Here is a 25,489-nt window from a genome sequence, read left to right as displayed (position 1 = left end):
ATCCTCAGCCAGACGACCCTGAACGGCATTGAGCAGTCACGGTTTCGGCTGCCCTGAATGGATTGCTTTTTTCTCTTCAGTCAGCTAAGTGAAGAGACCTGATTTTGTTTCAGCATTTTTTTGATGGCCTGGACCGGACAATCCCGGATACAGCAAAACCCGGAATGCACCGTGCATTCCGGGTTTGATGTCATTTTTTACAACACATTAAAATAGCGTGCTTCCGGATGTGAGACGACGATCGCTGAGACGGATGCTTCCGGTTCCATCATGAAGCCTTCTGTCAGTTCGATGCCGATGGTTTCGGGACGGATCAGGCGGAACAGCTTGGCTTGATCGTCAAGGTCAGGGCAAGCCGGGTAGCCGAAGGAGTAGCGCTGTCCCGGGTATTTCGCTGAGAACCGCTGATCCATTGTGAAATCAGGGGAATCCGGGAAGCCCCAGCGGTCGCGGATGAGCTGGTGTGTGCGTTCAGCCAGCCCTTCTGCCATTTCCAGAGCCAGGGCCTGGACCGCGTGGCTTTTCAGGAAATCGCCCTGTTCTTTGAATTTCTTCGCGGCTTCACGTACATTGCGTCCGGCGGTAACTGCAAAGAAGGAGACATAATCTTCGCCCTCACTTTCCTCGCGTACATAGTCGGATATGCAGCGGTTCGGCAGCTTGGCCTGGCGCGGGAAGTCAAAGGTTTCAAGAACGCTGCCTTCCTTTGAATAAACATGAAGCTTGTTGCCGTCGCTTTGTGCACGGAAAAACTGATAAACGAAGGCTGGCTCAAACCATTTTTCTTCCTTGCCCTGAATGAGCAATTCTTCGATTAGTTCTTTTAATGCCATTGTTTTTTCATCTTTTTTCGCATACAGCTCTTTAATTTTTCCTTTTACCCCAAGGTGATGGCCGAGCAGCATTTGCATGTTAATATACGGAACGATATGCTCCAAGCTGATGGACTTGATCACATGCCGGTCGCAGTCAGATGGCGTCAGAAGTGGTGCAAGGCTGACTGTTTTCCGTTTTTCCAGCAGGGTGGCTACGGCTGAAGATGGCTCGCGGACAGCCGTTGATGCAATGGGCACCTCTTTTTTTACAAATTGATGCGGATCCTGTCGGAGGCGGTTGGCCAGGGACAATCCATCCATCGCATCTTTTGCGTACAGCACCGTTCCTTTATATTCAGGTGAGATTTTATAATCCGTGAATTTCCTCGAAAGGGCAGCACCCCCGACCATGATCGGCGTGCTGATGCTCGCCTGCTCGAGATCCTGTGCGGTCAGCACCATCTGCTGTGCAGATTTTACGAGCAGGCCGGAAAGTCCGATAACGTCCGGTTTTTCTTTTCGCACCGCTTCGATAATTTCCTGGGGGGTTACTTTAATTCCGAGATCCACCACCCTGAATCCGTTGTTGCTTAAAATAATCTCCACCAAGTTCTTCCCGATATCATGAACATCCCCTTTGACGGTGGCAAGAAGGATTTTTCCTTTTCCGCTGTCATCCTTCACTTCCATATGCGGTTCGAGGAACGAGACGGATGTTTTCATGACTTCCGCGCTCTGCAGGACTTCGGCAACGATCAGCTGGTTCGTATTAAACAGCACGCCGACCTCGGCCATTCCCTCCATAAGCGGTCCGTTGATGATTTCAAGAGGGTCAGGGTATTTTGCCAGTGCCAGCTCAAGATCCGGAAGCAGTCCTTCCTTTGTCCCTTCCACAACATAAGCTGCGAGACGCTCCTCGAGTGTCAGTGTTTCAGCAGGCTTTTTCACCGTTTTCTTTTTCTCGCGGTAGTAATCGGTGAAAACAGCAAGAGTCTGATCATCTGTTCTGAATAGGAGATCTTCGGCAAGCTTCACTTCGTCCTCCGGTATGCTTGCAAACCGTTCCAGTTTTTCTGTGTTAACGATCGCATAGTCCAGTCCTGCCTTCGTGCAGTGATAGAGGTAGACCGCATTCAAAATTTCACGTCCGACAGGGGGGAGCCCGAATGACACGTTGCTCACTCCGAGTATCGTCAAACAGTCTGGCAGTTCCTTTTTAATCAGCTCAAGCCCCCTGACGGTTTCTGCGGCAGAGCCGATATACTGCTGGTCTCCTGTACCGACAGGAAAAACGAGCGGGTCGAAAATAAGGTCTGATGATTTAAGGCCATGCTTGTTCACGAGAAGGTCATGGGACCGCTTCGCAATTTCGAGCTTTCTTTCGGCTGATGTTGCCATTCCCGTTTCATCGATCGTTCCCACAACGAGGGCAGCACCGTATTTTTTTACGAGTGGCAGGACCGCCTCAAACCGCTCCTCCCCGTCCTCGAGGTTGATCGAGTTGATGATCGCTTTTCCCTGCGTATATTTGAGGGCCGTCTCAATCACATGATGATCGGTCGAATCAATGACGAGAGGAACCTTAATTTTTTTCGATACTTCCTGAATAAAGAGTTCCATGTCTTCTTGTTCCTCGCGGTCCGGATCTGCAAGACAGATGTCAATGACGTGGGCGCCGTTTTTGACCTGCAGGCGGGCAATCTCCGCTGCTTCTTCATACTTTTGTTCTGCGATAAGCCGTTTGAATTTGCGGGAGCCGATCACATTCGTCCGTTCTCCGACAAACAGCGGTCTCATCGTTTCATCATATACGAGCGGTTCAATTCCGGAGACCGCATGCTGCTTGAGCGGATCGCCGATTTGGCGGGGCGGCAGTTCTTTTACCGCTTCAGCCAATGCTTCGATGTGGGCGGGCGTCGTTCCGCAGCAGCCCCCGACAATGTTCAGCCAGCCTTTTTCAGCAAATCCTTTTATTTTCGCTGCAAGTGTAGAAGGGGATTCATGATAATTTCCTTCTTCATCCGGGAGACCTGCGTTCGGGTAACAGCTGACAGCTGTGCCGGCCATTTCAGACAGAGTCCGGATATGGTCGGTCATAAACTCCGGTCCTGTTGCACAGTTCAAACCGACGCTTAATGGCTTCATATGCTGAAGGGATATATAGAACGAATCGATTGTCTGGCCTGCAAGTGTTGTTCCCATCGGTTCAATCGTGCCGGATACCATGAGCGGCAGTTCTTTTCCTGTATTGGCAAAGGCCTGCTTGATCCCAAGGAACCCTGCCTTAACGTTCAGCATATCCTGGCTCGTTTCCAGAAGGAGGAGATCGGATCCGCCTTCGATCAGACCGCGGGCCTGCTCCTCATACGTAGTGATGAGAGCATCAAAGGTCGTGCCGCCCGTGACAGAAAGGGTTTTTGTAGTCGGCCCCATCGACCCTGCCACAAAGCGCGGATGGTCCTCCGTAGAAAAGGCAGCTGCCGCTTCTTTAGCAAGCCTTGCTCCCTTGAAATTGATTTCATAGGCAAGGTGCCCGAGTTCATATTCATCCAGGACAAGGCTCGTGCCGCCGAATGTATTTGTCTCGATAATGTCGGCGCCAGCTTTAAGATAGGTTTCATGAATATGCGTAAGAATTTCCGGCTTTACAATCGTCAAATATTCATTGCAGCCGTCATAAGCCTCACCGCCGAAATCATCGGCCGTCAAATCGGCATCCTGGATCATCGTTCCCATTGCACCGTCTAGTACTAGTATTCTTTTTGCCAATTGTTCATGAATGCTGGACATGTGAAAACTCCCTTTCTGAACGCTGCTGCTCTTTATCACGGATGTATTCAGCGAGCTCCACTGAATATTCGTATTTAAGGAATGGTGTAATTAAATAGATGCCATTAAAAAGATCAAAAGCGGCGTCAATGATTTCCTTCGCAATCGCGATGCCTTCCGCTTTTGCCCGCACCGGATCGCTTCCGGCCTCCGCCATCTTACTGCGGATTTGATCGGAAAGCTTTATCCCCGGAATTTCATGATGGATAAATTCCGCGTTCCGGCTGCTTGTCAGCGGCATGACCCCGATATAGAGCGGTGCAGATAAATGCTTGACTGCATCATGCACTTCTTCCATCTGCTTCACGGAATAGATGGGCTGAGAAATAAAATAGTCCGCACCGCAAGCGATTTTTTTCTCAAGGCGTTCGGCCGCTTTATTTAAATGGCGTACATTAGGATTAAAAGCGCCGGCTACAGTGAAATTCGTTTTTCCGCCCAAGGCTTTGCCGGAGTAAGAGAGCCCTTCGTTAAATTGCTTGATCAGGGAAATCAAATCAAAGGAAGACAGATCATAAACGGACGTGGCTCCCGGAAAATCACCGATCTTGGATGGATCTCCGGTTATAGCGAGAACATCCGTCAATCCAAGGGAGTGTAGGCCCATCAAATGAGACTGCAGGCCGATCAGATTCCGGTCCCGGCATGTCAGGTGGATGAGGGGACGCATATCATGCCGTTCCTTCAGCTGCGTTCCGACCGCCACATTGCTGATCCTTGGTGAGGCAAGAGAGTTGTCAGCAAGCGTGATGCTGTCAATCCCGGTTTTTTTCAGCTCTTCTGCTCCTTTAAAAAATTTATCGAGTCCGAGCGTTTTCGGAGGGTCAAGCTCTACAATTACAGAGCGGCGTTCCTTCACAATCTCGTGAAGAGGGGGATAGGCAGGCTCAAGGCGTTCCTGAACAGACACAGCGGCTTTCTTCGCCTTTACCGTTTTCTCGCGGATCGGTTCAAGGCCTCTGACGGCATCGGCCATCGCTTTGATATGCTTTGGTGTTGTTCCGCAGCATCCCCCGATCAGCCGGGCTCCCTGGTCTCTGAAAGCAAGAGCGCTTTCGGCAAAATATCCCTCATCTGATTCATATACAAGGCGGCCTTCATCAACAGAAGGAAGACTGCCGTTTGGATAAACAGACAGAAAAGCTTTATCAAGAAGCGGGACCTCATCCAGCGATTCGAGCATATGATAGGGACCGAGCCGGCAGTTCAGGCCAACCACATCGGCACCAAGCTCTTCAAGCTCCCTTAAGCCCCGGGCAAGCGGCGTTCCGTCCTGCAGTACACCCGTTTCATGGAGGGAAACATTCGCTGTAATCGGCAAATCCGTTTCCTTTCTTGCAATATCCAGAACAGCTTTTAATTCTTCCAGATCATAAAAGGTTTCCAGAAGAAGGCCGTCAATCTCCTCGTTCAGCAGTACGAACAGCTGCTCCCGGAAGCTTCTTTTCAGCTCTTCCAGCGTATGGGAGCTCTTCTTAAATGCCCGGACCCCGCCTACCGTAGCGAGCACATAAGCATCAGTTCCGGCAGCGGCCCTTGCAAGCTTAACCGCCTTCGAATTGATGCGGCGGATGTCATCTTCAAGCCCGTAGCGTGAGAGTTTAATAAAATTACCGCCGTACGTGTTCGTTTGAATAACACGGGCACCCGCTTTTATATACGCCTCATGAATGCTTTGAACCTGATCGGGCCTCGAAAGATTTAATTCTTCAAAACAGCGGTCGATTCCATGGGAATACAGCAGCGTACCCATCGCGCCGTCTCCTATTAAAATTTCATTCTGCAAATCCTCTAAAAAACCCACTGCATGAATCCCCCTTAAGTTAATTTTGAAGGCCTTGCCATTTGTTTTTTGTGAAAAAAATAAAAGCCTTCTTAAGAAGAAGGCTTGAATGTCCGGGCTTCCTCTTATCTTCCAAGCTTCACGCTTAGCTGGATTTAGCACCTTGGCACGCATGCGCATGACCGGTTGCTGAAGCATCATCGGGCCAGTCCCTCAGCTTCTCTTGATAAGAAACGATATTCATTTAAGAAAAATAGATTACTCCCAATTTACCTAATTTTTCGATAACAATCAAGGGGGAGGCATCGATTTTTTCAATCAGCCTGGGAAATGTCCGATTTGATAGTCCCTCATTAGATGATGACGCAGGACACTTATACCGGAGGAGGCGGCAAGGAGCAGACCGGTCGGGTGACCAATAAAAAAAACCGCCTCAATCGAAGCGGTTCCCCATTATCTGTAATTAATAAATTGTACATCGATCGGAAGCTCAGCCTGCCGGATGGCGGCGATGATCTGCTGAAGGTCATCCCGGTTTTTTCCGGTGACGCGGACCTGGTCATCCTGGACTTGGGATTTTACCTTTAATCCGGAGTTTTTAATAATCGTATTGATCCGCTTTGCGTTGTCCTTGTCGATTCCCTGGACAAGTTTTCCGCGCTGGCGGACGGTACCGCCGGAAGCGCCTTCCACTTTCCCGTACTGAATGTTTTTCACCGGCACTTCTCTGCGGATCAGCTTGCTGATCAGAACATCCTTCAGCTGCTCCAGCTTGTAATCATCATCTGAGACAAGAACGAGCTCTTCTTTTTCCAGCTTGATATCACTTTTGCTTCCTTTAAAATCATACCGGTTCTGGATTTCCTTCAAAGCCACTACTATGGCATTCTGCACCTCTGGCATTTCTACCTTGGATACGATATCAAATGAATTCTCCTTGGACATGACCATACCTCCTGAAAATAATGTGGTTGTCTATCCTATATTATAAATGGTTCAGCGTGAAACACCATAGCTGGATGAAGCGGACGCCGGCAAAAAAACGAGATTGGACCAAATACAGCTATGTTTCCTGCTCAGAGGACGTTTCCTTTTCATTCATGATTATAGTAGAATGAAACATGCCATATTACTTGTACGTACGACAGAAAGGATCGATGATCAGTGAGAGCAGGAACGTATGAAAGGCTTGAGATAGATGAACGTTTGGATTTCGGCTATTTCCTGACAGATGGAGAGACGAGAGTTCTTCTTCACAACAGCGAAATGACAGAGGCCATTGATGATAGAGAATATGTAGATGTTTTTCTGTTTCTTGACTTTGAGGACAGACTGGCGGCGACGATGAAAATGCCGATTATAAAAGAAGGTGAATACGGCTGGGTGGAAGCCGTGGACACAGTCGATCATATGGGAGTGTTCGTAAATATCGGCCTCTCGAAGGATGCGCTCATCGCCAATGATATTCTGCCTGAATATCGGCCGGTGTGGCCTGAAAAGGGAGACAAGCTGTATTGCACGATGAGAATCACAGAAAACGGCCGCTTTTTTGCAAAGCATGCGACAGAAGATGTAATAAGTGAACTTTTTGTCTCTGCATCAAGGGAAGCTTTTAATAAGAGTGTTTCCGGTCATGTGTACCGTCACATTGAAGCGGGCTGCTTTTTCCTTTCTCTGGAAGGGTACAAAGGGTTTATCCATGAAAGCCAGATGACTTCCGAGCCCCGGCTTGGACAACTTGTAGGAGGCCGGGTAATTGACGTGAAAGAGGATGGCTCGATCAATGTATCCCTCCTTCCTCGAAAACAGGAAGCGATCAGCCCGGACGCAGAGAAAATCATCGGCTACATGGGGCTGCGCAACGGGTCCATGCCTTATTCAGACAAGTCCAATCCGGAAGATATCAAAGAACGGTTTGGAATGAGCAAGGCTGCTTTTAAACGCGCGCTTGGCTATTTAATGAAAGAGAAAAGAGTCTATCAGGAAGACGGATGGACGTACTTTACGAAAGAACAGTAAGCTGCGGCTTGCTGTTCTTTTTTTTTTCTTTAAAGGGAGTTTGTTTTAGCCGATAAATAAGTGTACTTATCAATAGATAATAAAAGGGGAGTAAGACTTTGAAGAAATACATAGTCATCATGACCGTGCTCTGTTTCATTTTTCTGACCGGATGCGGCCAGAAGCCTGCACAGAAAGAAGCAACTGAAAAAATAAAAATCGGAGTAATGCTGTCCGATGTTGGGCTCGGAGACCAGTCATTCAGCGACTCGGCCTTCAGAGGCCTGCAAAAAGCCAGGAATGAACTCGGCATCCAGTTTGATTACCGGGAGCTCGCAGACTCCAAAACGTATGGAAAAGGGATTGAGGAACTGGTTGAGGAAGGAAATGATATTGTGATCGGACTGGGCTTCATGGTCCAGGAGGATTTGGAAAAAGCAGCGAAAAAATATCCAAAGCAGCGCTTTATCCTGATTGATGCGGTATCAGAGCTTGAAAATATTACTTCGCTTACCTTTAAAGAAGACGAGGGCAGCTATCTGGCAGGAGCACTTGCTGCAATGAAAACCGAGTCCGAAGTTCTTGGGTTCGTAGGGGGAGCGGATGTGCCGCTGATCCGCAAATTTTTAGATGGTTTTCAGAAAGGTGCGAACTCTGTTAATCCGGACGTCCGGATTGAGTCCGTTTTTGCTGAAAACTTCGGTGATGATAAACTCGGTGCCCGTCTGGGAGCGGAATTGATTGAAAAACAGGCGGATATTTTATATGCAGCTGCCGGGTTTACAGGCGTCGGTGTATTAAAAGAAGCTCAAAAACAAAACGTGTATGGAATTGGTGTAGACAGCGATCAGTTTTTCTATGCAGAAAAAGCAGTCATAACCTCTATGCTCAAAAACGTAGATGTTGCGATTTTTGAAATCGTGAAAGATTTTAAGAAAACAGGCAAAGTGCCAAAGGGCCATATAGAGTTCGGAATTGCCGAAAACGGAGTTGCTCTGGCACCGGTAAGGATTACAGAACTCACTCCTGCGGAACAAGGCAAGCTTGACAGCATGAAAGCTCAATTCGGGGGGGCAGCTAAATGACCATTCGGAAACGGCTTTTACTCAATATAATCGGATTGATGACACTTGCAGCCGGCCTTATCCTGTTTATCATCATCAGCATGCTGTCCATTCAGGCTTCCAATCAGGATTACGTGCCGGTCATGATGGACATTCAGCAGCTGGATGCCGAGATGGAAGGGTTAAAGCAAAGCATCAGTAACTATTCGTTCTCCCTTTCGGAAGCCCAAAAGGATGAATCGCTTCAAGGAATGAAGAAAGTGGAAGACCGAATAAGCAGCCTTGATCAGAAGCTAAAAGATAATGACCGTTTCAGATCTGCGAAGGAGAAATTTGAAAAGTGGAAGCCGGAAGCAGCGGCAGCACTGGATTCAGGAAACCCGGCTGAAGCGAAACGGCAATCGATCCGGATTGAAGGAATACAAAATGATGTTTATATGCTGAACGAAGAAGCGCGCGCTTATTATGATGCGCTTCAGGAGGAGTTAAAGTACAAGATTACCTTCGTGATTTTTTCAGCGATAGCCGGGAGTCTGCTTCTGCTGATTGTGTCTACTGTCATAGCAGTGAGGATCACAAACCGGATCACAAAGCCGCTGAAAAGCTTATCTGAAAATGCGCAGCAGATTACCGGGGGGAATCTGCTGGTAAAGGAAGTTCCTTACAAAGGGAACGATGAAATCGGTGTACTGAACACCGCCTTTAATCAAATGACCAACCAGCTGAAGGCCCTCCTTTTCTCAATCGACAGCGTCAGCAAGGATGTGGAAGGCTTCGCCAAACAGCTTGAAGGCGAGAACCGGTCCTTGACAGAAATCAGCAATCAGGTGGCTGTCTCAACAGATGAGCTTTCCGCAGGGGCACAATCGATTTCAGGCGATTTACAGGACGCCGTCACACTGATTGATGAAATGGACCGAAGCTTCCTGCTGAATGTAGAAAGAAGCGGACAGATGGTGCTCCACGGGGAAAAAGCCCGGGAAGCTGTTGACAGCGGGAAAATAGCAATCGAAAATCAAAAAAATCTCATCAAAAGCAATTTGGAAGCAAGTGAACACATCCAGAAAACAACAGAAGACTTTGCAGGGTACACCGCAAAGATCGAAGACATGGCCAAGGTCGTGGCGGGAATTGCAGACCAGACCAACCTTCTTGCTCTGAATGCAGCCATCGAAGCTGCAAGGGCAGGTGAAGCAGGAAAAGGGTTTGCCGTAGTAGCAGCAGAGGTGAGAAAGCTTGCGGAACAATCAGCAGCGTCCACCCAGCATATATCCAATATGGCCACCATGATCAAAAATGGAATCACCGAAGTGTCCGAGGCCGTCAGCCTGGGAATGAATCTTGCCAATCAGCAGGAGCAGTCGATGGGCGAAACCACCCAGACCTTTACGGATATTGAACAGATGATGGACAAAATTTCCGGCGGCCTGGAGCACCTGAGCGCCGGCCTTTCAAAATCAAAAGAACTTGGCGGTAAAGTACTGTCCAACGTGGAAAGCATCTCTGCCGTCGTAGAAGAAACCGCGGCAGGAAGCGAAGAAATCTCCGCCTCCACAACCGAGCAGCTCTCTGCTTTTGAAAAAATGTCCGCAAAAGTAACCGAGCTCAGAGTGCTGACAGATGACTTAAACATGACACTGGCTGAGTTTAAAATGAAGGAAGAGTAAGAAGGAGGGGGCGCATCGGATGCGTCCTTTTTGATTGGGTTTTTATTGTGGTTTGCTTGTTTGCACTGACCCAGGCTGCTTTAAAGCGGCGGGGGAACAGGTAAGCGGGTTGCCAGCCCTCGGTACGTCCGGTATTGGGAGAAGAGGGGACGGAGGTTTAGTGCGTTAGCGAATGTGGGGTCAGAGCAGCTTTTCTTCGCAATTTTTCCCAGCTTACAAACAGCAAGGATAGGGAAAAAGTATTCTTAGTAAAACATAAGGAGAGGTTTGCCTTGCTGATTCAATCCATCATTGCATTTGCATCAAAAGCGCTGAGCAAGCTTTTCAGCTTTGCCACTGCTTCATTTCTCGGGAGAGTTCCTTCCCGGGACGATTCGAAGGTTAGCTTCATTGGTGTTGTGTCTTTTTATTGGCTTCTCGTTCTTATCACCTTTATTTTCCCGCTCGCCACCAGAAGCCTGATTCCTTTTGCGCCGGATAACCAGATCGCAGTCCGGATCATTGCTGCAGCATTGCTTGCAGGAATTCCCCTTTTGAACGGCTGGGTGACAACGCGCGTTGAGAATTATTCCAGAGAAAAAAGACCGTATTGGAAACAAATCCTCATGGGGTATCCCATCACAATCATAATGGGTTTTTTAGTCGTTTCACTCGTCATCTCCATTCCCATCATGAAAGCACCCTATTTCATACACAGGTATTATCTGGACACCATTAAAATCATGATCAAAAAGGAAAAGTTTGAGGATGCTTTCGATCAGATTAAAGAAATTCTTGAAAGCTGCCAGATCAGAGAGGAAAAGCCGCCAAAGCTCCTTCAATGGCAGTTTAAATTCCTTACATGGGTGCATAGCGAGATTTTTCACATGCCAATGTCCAGAGAAATGAGAGTAATCAAAGGGGAGGATTACGGCCAGTACTTCCAGATTATTTTATACGCACACGACATCGCCATCACCTCAGACCGTAAAACAGCTACAAAGCTCAGGTCCATACTGGCTGAAGAACTGAACGAAGAAAATCTTTATTTTTCATGGGATGAGCCATCCCACGAAGTCGAGGATGCGATCCTCGATTGCAAAAAGCGCATTCAGAACGGAGAAAAGCTGAACCCTGGAGTATTCTCTGAACTTGCCGAAAAAATAAAGCACACTGGGCTGTCCCAGGAAGAGTGGAACTCCATCAGAAGGCAGATCTACAAACTGGAGGCTCATTACTATACACAATCAAAGCAGCCAATCGGAGCCCCCGAAAAAGAGCCGCCGGATTATCTGATGGCTGCTGGTCCTGATCCGCTCGGATTTAGGGAGAGGACAACGTAGCAGGGGGGGATCCTGCTGCTTGCAGCAAACGGTCGAATTCAGCAATTCATGCAGGAAAGTCAGCAATTCCAGCCCGGAAGTCAGCAATTAATGAAAAAAAGTCAGCAATTAACATAGAAAAGTCAGCAATTAATATAAAAAAGTCAGCAATTCCGTTTGCTAGGGCAATAACTGATCTAATAATGTCAACAATACCTGTCTGGAACTCAGCAATTCACCTAGAAGGGACCAAACGATAGGAGAAAGGCGGCATTTCCTGCCCAAAAGGAAGCAAGTCTGCCTGGAGTTATCCATTCAACTCCTGATATGAGGGAATAAACAAAAACAAAAAAAGGACAGCTGCCCATGCAGCTGTCCTTTTTGCTCACAAATGATCTGTTTCTTTACTGTACTGATTCTTTCCGGCCTGGCGGTTTTTTTCGGCCTGCTGGTTTTTTTTCTCGTGCTTGGCGTTGTTGTCTTTTGCTTTTTTATCGTTGTCACTTGTATGCGGCATCTGCATCCTGCTCCTTTCGGATGGTGATGATGTTAGAGTAACCGCATTCTGTTCGAATTATAAGCGTTTGTTCAGGAAAAAGAGGGCGATGGTGCCGGGTCCGGAGTGGGAGCCGACGGCAGAGCCGATCATATTAATGGTGACGTCTGAGGGCTGAAACTCTTCGAGGATCATCGCTTTCAGCTCCTCTGCGGTTTCCAAGTCATCTCCGTGGCTGATGGCGACAGCCTGTCCGTTTACACCTTCTCCGCGTTCCTTCATCAGCTCGATCATGCGGCGGAATACTTTTTTGCGGCCTCTTATTTTCTCCAGCGGAATCAGCTTGCCGCCTTCCACGTGCAGCAGCGGCTTAATATTCAGAAGTCCTCCGACGAACGCGGATGCTTTGCTGACGCGCCCGCCTCTTGCCAAGTATTCCAGGTCGTCCACAGTAAACAGATGCTCCATATGGTCAGCATACTCTCTCGCTGATTGTTCTATTTCAGAAAGAGTATGTCCTTTTGCTGCAAGCTCTGCTGCATGCTTGACTACGAGTCCGTATCCGAGGGATGCGCATTTTGTATCAAGGATGGATAAAGTGAAGTCCGGGTATTCTTCTTTTACTTCATTTGCGACCATGACAGCCGTCTGATACGTTCCCGACAGTTCGGATGAGAACGCCGGATAAAAGGCGGTTTCCCCCTTTTGAGCGAGTCCGGTGAACATCTCTTTGATCGTCATCGGATTGCATTGGGATGTTTTTGCCATTTCGCCCGCTTTCATCGCTTCGTAGATGTCCACAGATTGAATGGTGAGCAGATCTTCATAATCCTCACCCTTCAGATGGACGCCGAGTGGAAGAAGGACAACCTTGTTGCTTTCGAAGAACTCCAATGGAAGATCACTGGCGCTGTCCGCTATAATTTGAACGTTCATGTATACACCTCGGTTTTTTTCAATTATTTTCTATTTTACTGTAAAACAAATAAAAAGAATATGAATAAATTCATTCACATTGTATAGCAAGGGATTCAGCTTGACAAACAATGTATTTGGAAACGGGTAAATAGGGTAAACCAACAATGTGAGAAAGTCTCGGGGAGGAATCCGCAAATGGTCATGGAAGAGTCAAAAAAAGTAGTCATTGTCATATTTGGTGCGCTGCTGAATGCAATTGCGCTGAATCTCTTTTTAATTCCGGCAAAAGTGTACGCAAGCGGGTTCACGGGCGTCGCGCAGCTCATCTCGAGCGTGTTGGCAAGGTATACCCCTTTTACGATTTCAACAGGGATCCTCCTGCTTCTGCTGAACATCCCGGTATTTATTATCGGCTGGAGGCAGGTTGGGAGATCCTTTACCATCTACAGCATCATCAGTGTCGCTGCGACCACTGTTTTTCTCGGTTTTATTCCGCTTGAGCAAATATCAAAAGATATCCTGCTCAATGCTGTTTTCGGCGGTGTGATCGCGGCGGTGGGGGTTGGACTGACCTTGAAGTATGGAGCATCGACAGGCGGTCTGGATATCGTGGCGATGATCCTGTCCAGGAAAAAAGACAAGCCGGTCGGCACGTATTTCTTTATGATGAATGCTGTGATTATCTTCTCAGCAGGCGTTTTATTCGGGTGGGAAAAAGCACTTTATACACTCGTAGCCCTTTATGCGTCTACACGCGTCATCGACGCCATTCACACCCGCTATGAGAAGCTGACCGCGATGATTGTGACGAAAAAAGCGGATGCATTGAAAAAAGCGATCCATGCAAAGCTTGTCAGAGGTATTACCGCTGTACCTGCAAAAGGCGGTTTTACAAATGAAACGAAGGAAATGCTCGTGATGGTCATTACAAGATATGAGCTATATGATTTAGAAAAAACCATTCAGGAGGTAGATCCGCAGGCCTTTACGAATATCGTAGAAACCACTGGAATTGTCGGCTCTTTTAGAAAAGATTGAGTAACTGGACCAGGCAGAAAACAGACCTTGGAGGTGACCGCTTCTATGAAGGATATCAAATTGAACGTATCAGCGAACGCGGAAAGGGATCAGGCTGTCCTCAAGCTGCTGGTCCGCAATGATGCACCGGCAGCCGAAACCGTGACCTTTCCGACGGGGCAAACCTTCGAGCTGATTATCCTGGATGAGGATGGCAATGAGGTTTATAAATACTCCAAAGGGAAAATGTTTACGCAGGCAATCCGGAAAATGGAGTTTGAACGAGGAGAAGAAAAAGTGTTTCAGGAAAGATGGAAATATACAGAAGACACAAAGCCTGGAGAATACAGAGTGTTGGCAGAACTGACCGGAAGCAGCAATCTGTCTGCAGAAACCTATTTTTTATTAAGTAAATAGCAAACCGCCCAAAGAGGGCGGTTTTTATTATCGGCTTTCGAGCTCCTGCTGAAGTTCGCGGAGCTGCACTTTTTCGGCATCAGTAGAGTTGGCGTAGGCAGAAGATAGAGCATTTTTAGCGCGGTCCATGGATTCCGGGCTTGCAGATGATGCTTCCCGGACAGTCTCGCGTGCCTTCTGGAACATTTTGTTGGCCATTTAAAAGCCTCCCAAGGAAGTCTGGTCCGCTTGATCATGCTTGCGTTCCGCTTCTTGTTCTGCTTCAGCCATCGTTAAATGATAAGGAATGCGCTCATCATGCTGTGCTACAGCATTTTTACCCTGGTGTACAAAACGGCGTGATTTTCCTCTGCCCATTCTTACCATCTCCTCTTTTGTGAATGAAAAAGGGATTCCAAGAAGGAATCCCCTTTATTATTAGCAAGAGCAGCGGTTTTAGAGGTGGAAAATTCCGTTTAAAGACCCAATTCCCGTTTCAGATAGACCGCTATCCCGTCATCCATATTGGAAACCGTTTCTTTGTTCGCAGCTTCTTTTAAAACGTCGATGGCATTCCCCATCGCCACTCCGTGTCCTGCAAACTTCAGCATTTCCAAATCGTTGTCCTCGTCTCCGAAAGCGATGACCCGTTCAGCTGGAATGCCGTAATGATCCGTGAGCTTTTTCAGACCAACGGCTTTGTTGATGCCAGCTTTAATAATTTCAATGACATGCCACGGGGCAGCCCATCTGCGGTGCTCGACTACCTCTGCATGAACATCGGAGAGGTACGAGCGGATCGTGTCAACATTCTGTTCTTCTGCATGAATTAGAATGCTTGTCACATCCTCACCGAGCGTCTCGCCAAGGTGGCCCACCGTCATCTCAGGATCCCCCATACTGAATACATCGAGGAGCCGTTCATCATGTCTATGGAAATAAACGCGATCCTTTACTTCTGCAAGCATATTATGTACGCCGTGATCATCAGCTGTTTTAATGATTTCCTGAACAACATCAAGCTCAAGCGTTTTGTGGAACATGCCCCAGCCCTCATCCTTTGGATGATGGACAAAAGCACCGTTGAAATTCACAATCGGAGTATCCAGTTCAAGCTCTCTGTAATAAATGGAGCTTGAGCGGAAAGGGCGTCCGGTTGCGATACAGACAATATGACCGGCATCCTTTGCTTTGCGGATCACATTTTTTGAGTAATCTGAAATGGTCTTATCATCCCGCAGCAGAGTTCCATCTAAATCCAATGCAATCAAATATGGTTTATTTTCCATAAAATCTCCCTTTGGTCACAGTTTCTTGTTCCATCTATATTATATCAAAAATCCTGCATTTTGAACGGAATCCTTACTTATTCTAAGCTGGCTTAAATTTTTTCCTTGATGTGAAAAGATGATACACTATAGTTGCATAAAGTGTTTCGCACAGCAAGGAGGAATCCTGAATTGGTTATTGTCGAAAAGATTGCAGCAGGAGGCGTTCCGGCCCTGCACATCGTAAAAGAGGAAATAAAGCATGAAGCAGCGCCATTCGTCCTATTTGTGCACGGCTTTACGAGCGCAAAAGAACACAATCTGCACTATGCCTATCTGCTCGCGGAAAAAGGAGCCAGAGTGGTTTTGCCCGAAGCCATGTACCATGGAGAACGCTCGGAGCCGCTCTCTTCCATGGAATTAAATGTACGCTTTTGGGATATTGTAATGAATACCATTCATGAACTGAAAGCGATCAAAGATGACTTTGCAGACAGAGGCCTGATTGATGAGGACCGCATCGGTGCCGCCGGAACGTCGATGGGCGGCATTGTCACCCTTGGTGCCCTTACCCAATATCCATGGATAAAAGCCGGGGTCAGTCTGATGGGCAGTCCGCATTACGTTCATTTTTTGAGGAAGCAGGTAGAATATCTGCGTAAAGCCGGCCACGTGCTGCCGATCTCGGATACTGAACTGGATCATAAGCTGAAAATGCTTGAGCCATTCGATTTAAGCCTGCAGATGGAAGCACTCAATGGACGTCCGCTCCTTTTCTGGCACGGAGAAAAAGACCAGGTCGTTCCGTTTGAACCGACATGGGAATTTTACGAAAAGGCCCGTTCTGCTTATGCAGACGTGCCTGGAAACATCCAATTCATCCGCGATCCGAACGCAGACCATAAAGTATCACGCGAAGGGCTTATCGACCTTGTCAACTGGTTCAGTACACACCTGGATTTAAGCAAACCGGTTTAAAAATAGCGAAAACTCCGTTATAATGCGGAAAAGGAACACAATGAAGGAGTGAACGAAAATGGAAGAAGCTTTGAAAGAAAACCTAATGGGAGCACTTGAGCAAGTCGTTGACCCAGAGCTCGGAATAGACATCGTGAACCTTGGGCTTGTCTATGACGTCGAAATGGACGAGGCAGGCAAAACAGAAGTAACCATGACCCTGACCTCCATGGGCTGCCCCCTTGCAGGCACCATTGTCGATCAGGTGAAAATTGCACTGGCTGACATTCCGGAAGTAAAAGAAACAGAAGTCAACATCGTCTGGAACCCGCCTTGGTCCAAAGAGCGCATGTCCCGCTACGCAAAAATCGCACTCGGCATCACCTGAGAATTTAAGAACACACTCTCTGCAATTTGCAGGGAGTGTTTTTTTATGGGAAAAGGAGAAGAACAGCGGGATAAGCAACGACTTGTAAAAGCGAGGGACTGCAGGCTTGCAAAAGCTGCCGCGTTGTGACGAATGGCCTGTAAATTGCAAATTACGGATGTTGCCTGGCAACAATGCCGGGCATCGCTACGAATCCCTGATGCCTGGCAACAATGCCAGGCATCGTCCCTAATCCCTGCTGATCTAAAAAAATATCAATTCCCTGCTTCCCTGCTGTAAAGCAGTTTAGAAGGTTTTCTTCCTATAAAGTTGTAAAAATAATAAATATACAGTTGCATTTATGTATATACGTACTTATAATGAAAACTAATTCAATGGAAGAGACGGCGGGTGAGGAGTTTGAATGCAGGTATAGTTGGTTCTACAGGCTATGGAGGGATTGAGCTTTATAGATTGCTAGCGAATCATCCTTATACAGAAAAATGTATAATGTATACATCCTCTCAACAAGGGGGGGCCTACTCAGAAGTGTATCCCCATGTGTCGGATCTAATGGATGACCCTTTAAGAGATGTGGAGGAAGCAGAAGGGATCGATACCATGTTTATTGCGGCTCCTCCGGGAGTTTCTGCTGAACTGACCCCGCTTTTATCCAAAAAGGGGATACGGGTCATTGATCTATCCGGGGATCTCCGTTTGAAAAAGAGCGGCGAATACGAAAAGTGGTACGGGCGGACAGCAGCCCCTGAGGAAATGACAGAGGCTGCCGTTTACGGATTGTCCGAGATCAACAGGGAGAAGATCCGCAATGCGGACATTCTCTCGAATCCAGGCTGCTATCCTACCGCTTCCCTGCTCGGTTTGGCGCCGCTGCTCAAGCACCAGCAGGCCGATACTGGTTCGATTATTATCGATGCAAAGTCGGGGGTATCGGGTGCAGGAAGAAAGGCAGGTCTTGGCACGCACTACTCAGAGCTGAATGAAAATTTGAAAGTTTATAAGCCTGGTGAGCACCAGCACACACCGGAAATCGAGCAGCAGCTTTCGGAATGGGCGGCAGGCCCCGTGACCATCAGCTTTACCCCCCACCTTGTCCCGATGACAAGAGGGATCCTGACAACCATGTATGTGCAGCTGAATGAGCCGGTTTCAACGGAGTCGCTCCTGGACAGCTACCGTACTTTTTATGAGAACGACCCGTTCGTAAGGATCAGGAAGCCTGGAAACTATCCGCAGACGAAGGAAGTAACGGGTTCGAACTTTTGCGACATTGGATTGAAGGTGGATGAGCGGACGGGCCGGGCCGTGATCGCAGCGGTCATTGATAATTTAATGAAAGGGGCAGCCGGGCAGGCCGTCCAGAACTATAATTTGATGAATGGATGGGATGAGCGGACAGGGTTGAAGTTTGTTCCAATGTATCCATAAGGGGGAGTGTTTCAGGTGCAGGAAGTAGTGGAAGCATCGATCAAAACGGATCAGAACGGATCCGTTGTTTCACCGAAAGGATTCAAAGCGGACGGTGTTCACTGCGGACTCCGGTATACGAAACTCGACCTTGGAGTGATTGTCAGTGAAGTGCCGGCGAGTGCAGCGGCCGTTTACACCCAAAGCTGTTTCCAGGCTGCCCCTTTAAAAGTGACGCAGGAAAGCATGGCCGGGGGGAGCAGAATCCAGGCCGTCCTGATTAACAGCGGAAACGCGAATGCATGTACAGGGAAACAGGGTCTTGCTAATGCTTATTCGATGAGACGTCTCTGTGCCGAAGCTTTTGGACTGGATGAGATGCAGACAGCGGTCTCCTCCACAGGAGTAATCGGAGAGCCTATGAACATGGAGAAAATCATGGAGGGGATTCCGCTCCTCAAGCCGGATCGGAGCGAAGAGCACGCACGGGCCTTTGAAACGGCGATTCTTACTACAGATACTTGTATAAAGCATACAGGTGTTGCCTTTGAGATTGACGGGCAGGAAATCCGGATTGGAGGGGCAGCTAAGGGGTCCGGAATGATTCATCCCAATATGGGGACGATGCTTGGGTTTTTGACTTCCGATGCAGCCATTGAGCCTGAGTATTTGCAGATGGCCTTAAAAGAAGTAACGGACACTACCTTTAACCAGATTACGGTCGATGGGGAGACATCGACAAATGACATGGTTCTTGTGATGGCGAACGGGCTGGCCGGAAATGAACCGCTTCATCCCGGCCATCCTCAATGGAACGATTTTAAAGAAGGACTTGGAGAAGTATGCAAGCAGCTTGCCATGATGATTGCAAGAGATGGAGAGGGAGCGACAAAGTTGATCGAAGCCAAAATCAGCGGTGCCGCAACGCTTGAGGAAGCGCGGACAGCAGCCAAAAAAGTAGTCGGGTCAAGTCTCGTGAAAACGGCTGTATATGGGGAGGATGCGAACTGGGGCCGCATTATCGGAGCTCTCGGGCACAGTGGATTTTCCATCTGTGCAGAAAAGGTGACGATTTGGCTTGGGGATCTATGCCTGTTCAGCAGAGGAGAGCCGAATACGTTCAGTGAAGAAGAGGCAGCCCGTTGCTTGCAGGAATCAACGGTCATGATCCGGGCGGACCTTGGCTCGGGGGACGCAGAGGCAGTAGCCTGGGGCTGTGATTTAACTTATGACTACGTAAAAATTAATGCAAGCTATCGTACATAGAGGAGGAAGCCGGTTGAAAACGGTTGTAATCAAATGCGGAGGCAGTATTTTATCGGAGCTCTCCGATTCGTTTTTTACATCGATCAAGCATTTAAAGGACTCCGGGTGTGGAGTCGTTCTTGTCCATGGAGGCGGTCCTGAAATTACAGACTGCCTGGAAAAAATGAAAATCCAGACTGCATTCATAAACGGACAGCGGCAGACAACGAAGGAAGTGCTGGAAGTTGTTCAGATGACATTAGCAGGAAAACTGAATAAAAAGCTTTCAGGCATGTGCCAGAAACACGGTCTGGCTGCTGTTGGACTTTCCGGAGAGGATGGCGGTCTGCTTCAGGCAGAGTGTATCGATGAAGAGCGCCTCGGCCTTGTTGGCAAGGTGTCCTTTGTAGACATAAGGCTGTTGGAGCTCCTTCTGGAAAAAGGGTATCTCCCTGTTCTCGCACCGCTCGGGCGGACCGAAAACGGTGAGGTGCTCAATATTAACGCCGATACCGCTGCAGCTGCCGTGGCTCAGGCTTTACAGGCTGAGCGGCTCGTGTTCGTGACTGATGTGGATGGCATCATGGAAGACGGACAGCTCGTCAGTGAGACGGATCCTGAACAGATCAGGAGCTGCATCGGCCAAGGGATTATATCCGGAGGAATGATCCCGAAAACGGAGTCTGCCATCCAATCGCTTTCGGATACTCTTAAGGAAGTGATGATTGTGAATGGCACCAAACCGTTCATCAGCGGGCGGGAGTTTGTAGGCACAAAAATTATGAACAGCAGAAAGGAGGCAGCGGGATGAGTTCGCTATTTCCGGTTTATGCAAGATGGGATCTGTCCATTGAAGAAGGAAAAGGTGCCTGGGTAAAGGATTCTGAAGGAAGGCAATATCTTGATTTTATCTCGGGCATAGCCGTATGCAGCCTCGGTCATCAATATCAGCCGGTAAAGGATGCGGTTGCTGCCCAGCTCGAAAAGGTGTGGCATGTATCCAATCTTTTCGGAATACGGCTGCAGGAAGAAGCGGCGCGCCTAATAACGGATCATTCATTTGCAGATGCTGTTTTCTTTTGCAGCAGTGGAGCAGAAGCGAATGAAGCAGCGATTAAGCTTGCAAGAAAGCATACTGGAAAAGGCAGGATTGCCACCTTTGCGCAATCCTTTCATGGCCGGACGTTTGCCACTATGGCGGCAACCGGGCAGGAAAAAGTACGCACTGGATATGGTGAGATGCTGCCTTCATTTGAATATTTGCCTTACAACGATCTTTCAGCACTCGATGGACTCACCGGCAGCGGCTATGCAGCCATAATGCTCGAAGTCGTCCAGGGTGAAGGCGGGGTCGTTCCAGGGACAGCGGCCTTTTTGAAAAAGGCTGAGGAAACGTGCAGGAGGCTCGGCTGCCTGCTGATTGTGGATGAAGTGCAGACAGGCATCGGAAGAACCGGGAAGCTGTTTGCTCACGAAGGCTTGCTGCAGCCGGATATCGTCACTTCGGCCAAAGGACTTGGCAATGGATTTCCGGCTGGAGCGATGCTCGGCAAAAAAGAGTTGATTCCCTCCTTTCAGCCCGGCTCGCACGGTTCCACTTTTGGAGGAAATCCGCTCGCTATGGCAGCGGTAAAAGCGGTTCTGGAAACCGTTCTTGCTCCGGGGTTTCTGGAAAACGTTAAGCTTGCCGGCAGCCATTTTATTCAGCAGCTTAAAGCTGAATTGGGCCACTTGCCGATTGTAAAAGACATCAGGGGAAAGGGCATGATGATTGGAATTGAGTGCACAGGCCCCGTTGCAGAGCTGATTACAGAACTGCGGGAAAAAGGCCTCCTTGTTCTTCCGGCAGGTGAAAAAGTAATCCGGCTCCTGCCGCCGATCAACTGTACGGAAGAAGAGCGCGGCACAGCCCTCACAATAATGAAAGAGGTCCTTGGGGTCCATTCTAAGCTGAATGTGTAATCCCTCTTTTTTTGAAAGAATATGTATAAAAATACAAGTTGTTTAATTAATATACAGATATTGAGGTGGCTGGATTGAAAGGATATATCAAGCTTGAGAACGGCTCGCTGCTGGAAGGCGAGATAGGAGACACGAAAAATCCTGAAGCTGAAGGGGAAGCTGTCTTTTTTACCGGCATGACAGGCTATCAGGAGGTTTTGAGCGATCCCTCCTATAAAAATCAGATTCTTATTTTTACGTACCCGCTCATCGGCAATTACGGGATTAATCATGCGGATTTTGAGAGTAAGCGTCCGCAGGTGAAAGGGGCGGTGTTTTACGAATGCTGTGAACATTTTTCCCATTATGAAGCGGTTCACAGCGTAAAGGCTTACTTGCAAAAATGGGGCATCCCCTTTCTTCACCACGTAGATACGCGAAGCCTTATAAAGAAAATCCGCTCATCAGGAACGATGAATGCAAAGCTTACAGCCTGTGCAAACACGGCGGTGCCGCCCATTTCACTTCCGTCTCATGATGGCGGGGAAAAGACTGTGCACGGAAGCGGATCGAAACATACTGTTCTCGTCGACTTTGGCTTAAAAAAGTCAATCCTGAATTCACTGATCTCGCGCCACCAGAAGGTTACAGTCCTTCCGTATGAGCAGATGGGGGATATATTTTCTTTGAATCCCGATGGAGTTGTGCTGTCCAATGGACCCGGGAATCCAAAGCAGCTCAGGGAATACCTCCCACTCATCAAAAAAATCACGCAGACGTTTCCTGTTCTCGGAATTTGTCTCGGTCATCAGCTGCTGGCCCTTACACACGGCTATGAGACAGAAAAACTTCTGTTCGGACACCGGGGTGCGAACCATCCAGTGCTTGACCGTCAAACCGGCAAAGTTTATATGACTTCGCAAAATCACAGCTACGTCGTGAAAAAAGGGAAAGGTGATTTATCGATTCGCTTTGAGAATGTGAACGATGGCAGCGTGGAAGGGCTTTGTCACCCTGATAAAAGATTGTTATCCGTACAGTTTCACCCGGAAGCGAGTCCGGGGCCTCGTGAGAGCGAGTGGATTTTCGACGAATATACTTCCATGCTGACACAAACAGGGAGAGTTGCACATTATGCCTAAGGATTCTTCAGTAAAACGGGTTCTTGTCATCGGATCGGGACCGATCATTATCGGGCAGGCTGCTGAATTTGATTACTCAGGAACACAGGCCTGCCTCGCATTAAAGGAAGAAGGATGCACCGTTATCCTGATCAACAACAATCCAGCGACCATCATGACTGACCCGGATGTAGCGGATATCGTTTACTTCGAACCGATGACCTCCCGATCCATCGAGAAGATCATTAAAAAAGAAAAGCCGGACAGCCTGCTTCCGAATGTGGGCGGTCAGACAGGACTGAATCTGGCACTTGAACTGGAAGAGAAGGGCATTCTGGAAAAATACAGCGTGAAGCTTCTCGGCACACCGGCAGCTTCCATCAGACAAGGAGAGGACCGGGAACAGTTCCGGGAGCTGATGCTTCAGCTGAACGAACCTGTCCCGGAAAGCATCATTGTAAACGATACCGCTGAAGCGCTGGAATTTGCAGCGGAAACCGGCTATCCGATTATTGTCCGTCCTGCCTATACCCTTGGAGGGAAAGGAGGAGGCATCGCCCGCGATGAGGCGGAACTTGCCGCTATCCTTGGCCGGGGCCTGAAGGCGAGCCCGATTTCCCAGTGCCTGGTGGAACAGAGCATCGCAGGCTATAAAGAGCTGGAGTACGAGGTGATGAGGGATAATGAGGGGACCGCTGTGACCATCTGCAATATGGAGAATTTTGATCCGGTCGGCATCCATACCGGGGATTCTATCGTAACAGCCCCATCCCAAACACTGACAGACAGGGAATACCATATGCTCCGAACCTCAGCGCTGAGAATTATCGGAGAACTTGGCATCATCGGCGGCTGCAATATTCAATTTGCACTGAATCCAAAAAGCAAACAATATTACGTCATTGAAGTGAATCCGAGGGTCAGCCGTTCTTCTGCTCTTGCATCCAAGGCAACCGGCTACCCGATCGCAAGGATTGCGGCAAAGCTTGCCATCGGCTGCACATTGAGCGAGCTGAAAAACCCGCTCACACAATCTACTTACGCAAGCTTTGAGCCGGCGCTTGACTATACGGCCGTCAAATTTCCCCGCTGGCCATTTGATAAGTTCAAAGAGCTGGATCGTACGCTCGGGACAAAAATGAAGGCTACAGGAGAAGTGATGGCCCTTGCACGAAATATGGAAGCGGGTTTTTTAAAGGCCCTCGATTCATTGGAGCTTGATAATCTCGGAGCGTATTCTCCGGAAACAGCAAAAATGACGGATAGCGCCTTAAATCAGCTGTTGGAAAATCCGGACGACCGCCGCTTCTTTGCCGTTGCAGAGAAAATCAGGAGAGGGGCAGAACTGGCGGAAGTTCAATCCCAGACCGGTATCGATCCTTATTTTCTGGGGATTGTCCAATCGATTATCGTTATGGAGAAAGAAATCCGGACGATGCCGATTGAAAAGGAAAACCTTTCACGCTGGAAAGAAAAAGGCTTCTCGGATGACTCGATCGCATTCTGGGCCGGCAGTACCCGGAAAGAGATAGCCTCTCTCCGAAAGCAATGGAGCATCGGGGCCGTATTCAAAATGGTGGATACATGTGCAGCGGAATTTGAAGCGAGAACCAATTATTTTTATTCCTCCTACTTTGGAGAGCAGGATTACCTGCCTTCACGTCCGGGGGGGAAGAGAGTGGCAATCATCGGATCAGGGCCTAACCGGATCGGCCAGGGGATCGAATTTGATTACAGTGCCGTTCATGGAATTAAAGCATTAAAAGCAATGGGCTGCGAAGCCATCATGATCAACAGCAATCCGGAAACGGTCAGTACCGATTACGAACTTGCGGACCGTCTCTATTTCGAGCCGCTTACGTTCGAATATGTGATGAATGTGATTGAGCATGAACAAGCGGATGCTGTGATCGTTCAATACGGCGGGCAGACGGCCATCAATTTGGCTGAAGAACTTGAAGAGGCCGGAGTTACACTGCTTGGTACCGACCATGAGACCCTATATAAACTTGAAGACCGGGATGCATTTTATCAGCTGCTCGATGACTGTGCCATCCCCCGTGTAAAAGGGAAGACTGTCTACTCGAAAGAAGCTGTCCTTCTTGCAGCAGAGGAAATCGGCTACCCGATTCTTCTCCGTCCCTCCTATGTCATTGGCGGAAAAGGGATGGCTGCTGCAGGAAACTCTGATGAGCTCGCAGCCATTCTTGAAAAAGCGGAAGAAGACTCGTTCCCCATATTGGCTGACCAATTTATTCAGGGCAGGGAAGCAGAGCTGGATCTCGTCTCGGATGGCCGGAATGTCTGGATTCCGCTCGTCATGGAACATGTTGAAAAAGCAGGTATCCATTCCGGTGACAGCATGGCTCTCATTCCGGCATCCGGCTATTCGGAAAAACAGCTGAAGACGATGAAGGCGTACGGAACGGCCATCGCAAAGCACCTGCAATACAAGGGCATCATGAATATTCAGTTTATCCTTGATAAAGAGGACGTGTATGTACTGGAGGTAAATCCGCGTGCAAGCCGTACAGCTCCTGCCGTCAGCAAGGTCATCCAGCGCTCGCTGATCGAAGAAGCGACAAAAGCCCTGCTTGGAATGGAGATCACCTGCCATGCTGATGCGGTTGAGTATACGGCTGTTAAATTTCCGGCTTTTTCATCTCATGCCCTGCCTGATCTGTCTCTTGACTTGGGGCCGGAAATGAAATCAACCGGTGAAGGGATGTGCATCGGTGCAACTCCCGAAGAAGCATTATATAAAGCGTTTGATGAAGGAACAGAAAAGCAGCTGATCACAGACGGTGAATCTGCGTCTGAGGAGAAGCTCAAAAATGGTATACTGTTCAGTCCTTCAGAAGAACGTGCGCGGGAAACG

At 48.4% G+C, this 25,489-nt stretch carries 21 protein-coding genes, 1 pseudogene and 1 riboswitch; of the genes and pseudogenes, 14 read left to right on the top strand and 8 right to left on the bottom strand.

The annotated features are described in order from the left end of the window. Window positions 1–197 precede the first annotated feature (197 nt). From metH to GKZ89_RS07625, 3 genes are all read right to left on the bottom strand, one after another. Window positions 198–3,605 (bottom strand): methionine synthase, encoded by a 3,408-nt coding sequence (gene metH / locus GKZ89_RS07635; RefSeq protein ID WP_155111811.1) that lies wholly within the window; start codon window positions 3,603–3,605, stop codon window positions 198–200. Continuing rightward, the gene (locus GKZ89_RS07630) at window positions 3,589–5,448 is read right to left on the bottom strand and encodes a bifunctional homocysteine S-methyltransferase/methylenetetrahydrofolate reductase (protein ID WP_162356580.1); all 1,860 of its coding nucleotides are present in this window, start codon (window positions 5,446–5,448) and stop codon (window positions 3,589–3,591) included. The genes metH and GKZ89_RS07630 overlap by 17 nt, the downstream gene beginning before the upstream one ends. Before the next feature lie 101 nt (window positions 5,449–5,549). Next, a riboswitch (SAM riboswitch) is annotated at window positions 5,550–5,660 on the bottom strand. A 220-nt stretch (window positions 5,661–5,880) separates the two neighbouring features. Further along, window positions 5,881–6,372 carry a YajQ family cyclic di-GMP-binding protein gene (locus GKZ89_RS07625; RefSeq protein ID WP_155111810.1) on the bottom strand — a complete coding sequence of 164 codons (492 nt, stop codon included), beginning with the start codon at window positions 6,370–6,372 and terminating at the stop codon, window positions 5,881–5,883. Window positions 6,373–6,591: 219 nt separating this feature from the next. Here GKZ89_RS07625 and GKZ89_RS07620 point away from each other — a divergent pair, with 219 nt between their 5' ends. The 4 genes from GKZ89_RS07620 to GKZ89_RS07605 all read left to right on the top strand — a co-directional run bounded on the left by GKZ89_RS07620 (window position 6,592) and on the right by GKZ89_RS07605 (window position 11,478). Beyond that, window positions 6,592–7,446: a CvfB family protein gene (locus GKZ89_RS07620; RefSeq protein ID WP_338324903.1), complete on the top strand. Its 855-nt coding sequence runs from the start codon at window positions 6,592–6,594 to the stop codon at window positions 7,444–7,446. Between the two features lie 98 nt (window positions 7,447–7,544). Beyond that, entirely contained in the window at window positions 7,545–8,510 is a 966-nt protein-coding gene (locus GKZ89_RS07615; protein WP_241680165.1) for a BMP family lipoprotein, read from the top strand. Beyond that, the gene (locus GKZ89_RS07610) at window positions 8,507–10,156 is read left to right on the top strand and encodes a methyl-accepting chemotaxis protein (protein WP_155111809.1); all 1,650 of its coding nucleotides are present in this window, start codon (window positions 8,507–8,509) and stop codon (window positions 10,154–10,156) included. Before GKZ89_RS07615 ends, GKZ89_RS07610 begins: the two co-directional genes overlap by 4 nt. A 272-nt stretch (window positions 10,157–10,428) precedes the next feature. Further along, window positions 10,429–11,478, top strand: coding sequence for a hypothetical protein (locus GKZ89_RS07605; RefSeq protein ID WP_155111808.1), 1,050 nt, complete (start codon window positions 10,429–10,431; stop codon window positions 11,476–11,478). Between the two features lie 364 nt (window positions 11,479–11,842). Here GKZ89_RS07605 and GKZ89_RS07600 read toward each other — a convergent pair whose 3' ends face one another. Both GKZ89_RS07600 and GKZ89_RS07595 read right to left on the bottom strand, forming a co-directional pair. Beyond that, entirely contained in the window at window positions 11,843–11,974 is a 132-nt protein-coding gene (locus tag GKZ89_RS07600; protein WP_155111807.1) for a DUF3941 domain-containing protein, read from the bottom strand. Window positions 11,975–12,031: 57 nt separating this feature from the next. Continuing rightward, entirely contained in the window at window positions 12,032–12,889 is an 858-nt protein-coding gene (locus GKZ89_RS07595) for a DegV family protein (RefSeq protein WP_155111806.1), read from the bottom strand. Window positions 12,890–13,066: 177 nt separating this feature from the next. Between GKZ89_RS07595 and GKZ89_RS07590 the strand changes: the two genes are divergently transcribed. Both GKZ89_RS07590 and GKZ89_RS07585 read left to right on the top strand, forming a co-directional pair. Further along, window positions 13,067–13,909 (top strand): YitT family protein, encoded by an 843-nt coding sequence (locus tag GKZ89_RS07590; protein ID WP_155111805.1) that lies wholly within the window; start codon window positions 13,067–13,069, stop codon window positions 13,907–13,909. A gap of 45 nt (window positions 13,910–13,954) precedes the next feature. Beyond that, complete coding sequence (locus tag GKZ89_RS07585) at window positions 13,955–14,305, top strand: BsuPI-related putative proteinase inhibitor (protein WP_155111804.1); 351 nt, start codon at window positions 13,955–13,957, stop codon at window positions 14,303–14,305. Window positions 14,306–14,332: 27 nt separating this feature from the next. On the opposite strand, the gene GKZ89_RS07580 is transcribed toward GKZ89_RS07585, so the two are convergent. The 3 genes from GKZ89_RS07580 to GKZ89_RS07575 all read right to left on the bottom strand — a co-directional run bounded on the left by GKZ89_RS07580 (window position 14,333) and on the right by GKZ89_RS07575 (window position 15,573). Continuing rightward, a complete protein-coding gene (locus tag GKZ89_RS07580) occupies window positions 14,333–14,503 on the bottom strand; it encodes a DUF3813 domain-containing protein (RefSeq protein ID WP_155111803.1) in 171 nt (56 codons plus the stop codon). Continuing rightward, entirely contained in the window at window positions 14,504–14,662 is a 159-nt protein-coding gene (locus tag GKZ89_RS20980; protein ID WP_164502878.1) for a hypothetical protein, read from the bottom strand. A 98-nt stretch (window positions 14,663–14,760) separates the two neighbouring features. Beyond that, window positions 14,761–15,573: a Cof-type HAD-IIB family hydrolase gene (locus GKZ89_RS07575; protein WP_155111802.1), complete on the bottom strand. Its 813-nt coding sequence runs from the start codon at window positions 15,571–15,573 to the stop codon at window positions 14,761–14,763. A 171-nt stretch (window positions 15,574–15,744) separates the two neighbouring features. On the opposite strand from GKZ89_RS07575, the gene GKZ89_RS07570 reads away from it, so the two are divergent. The 8 genes and pseudogenes from GKZ89_RS07570 to carB form a co-directional block, all read left to right on the top strand. Continuing rightward, window positions 15,745–16,530: a prolyl oligopeptidase family serine peptidase gene (locus GKZ89_RS07570; protein ID WP_155111801.1), complete on the top strand. Its 786-nt coding sequence runs from the start codon at window positions 15,745–15,747 to the stop codon at window positions 16,528–16,530. A 58-nt stretch (window positions 16,531–16,588) separates the two neighbouring features. After that, on the top strand, window positions 16,589–16,897 hold the full coding sequence (locus tag GKZ89_RS07565) for a metal-sulfur cluster assembly factor (protein WP_155111800.1): 309 nt from the start codon (window positions 16,589–16,591) through the stop codon (window positions 16,895–16,897). A gap of 399 nt (window positions 16,898–17,296) precedes the next feature. Next, window positions 17,297–18,325 carry an N-acetyl-gamma-glutamyl-phosphate reductase gene (argC, locus tag GKZ89_RS07560; RefSeq protein WP_155111907.1) on the top strand — a complete coding sequence of 343 codons (1,029 nt, stop codon included), beginning with the start codon at window positions 17,297–17,299 and terminating at the stop codon, window positions 18,323–18,325. A gap of 15 nt (window positions 18,326–18,340) precedes the next feature. Continuing rightward, window positions 18,341–19,570 carry a bifunctional ornithine acetyltransferase/N-acetylglutamate synthase gene (argJ, locus tag GKZ89_RS07555; RefSeq protein WP_162356578.1) on the top strand — a complete coding sequence of 410 codons (1,230 nt, stop codon included), beginning with the start codon at window positions 18,341–18,343 and terminating at the stop codon, window positions 19,568–19,570. A gap of 13 nt (window positions 19,571–19,583) precedes the next feature. Then, a complete protein-coding gene (gene argB, locus GKZ89_RS07550) occupies window positions 19,584–20,360 on the top strand; it encodes an acetylglutamate kinase (protein ID WP_241680164.1) in 777 nt (258 codons plus the stop codon). Next, window positions 20,357–21,511, top strand: coding sequence for an acetylornithine transaminase (gene argD, locus GKZ89_RS07545; protein ID WP_155111798.1), 1,155 nt, complete (start codon window positions 20,357–20,359; stop codon window positions 21,509–21,511). The genes argB and argD overlap by 4 nt, the downstream gene beginning before the upstream one ends. A 74-nt stretch (window positions 21,512–21,585) precedes the next feature. Continuing rightward, window positions 21,586–22,632, top strand: a complete 1,047-nt coding sequence (locus GKZ89_RS07540) for a carbamoyl phosphate synthase small subunit (protein WP_155111797.1) — start codon at window positions 21,586–21,588, stop codon at window positions 22,630–22,632. Further along, window positions 22,625–25,486 (top strand): annotated as a pseudogene (gene carB, locus GKZ89_RS07535) (carbamoyl-phosphate synthase (glutamine-hydrolyzing) large subunit); the annotation flags it as partial. The gene GKZ89_RS07540 and the pseudogene carB, both read left to right, overlap by 8 nt. Between the last annotated feature and the right edge of the window lie 3 nt (window positions 25,487–25,489).

This window comes from Metabacillus mangrovi, from assembly GCF_009711125.1.
Taxonomy (GTDB): domain Bacteria; phylum Bacillota; class Bacilli; order Bacillales; family Bacillaceae; genus Metabacillus_B; species Metabacillus_B mangrovi.
Note: the sequence above shows the minus strand (reverse complement) of the source record. Positions and strands in the feature narration are given on the sequence as shown.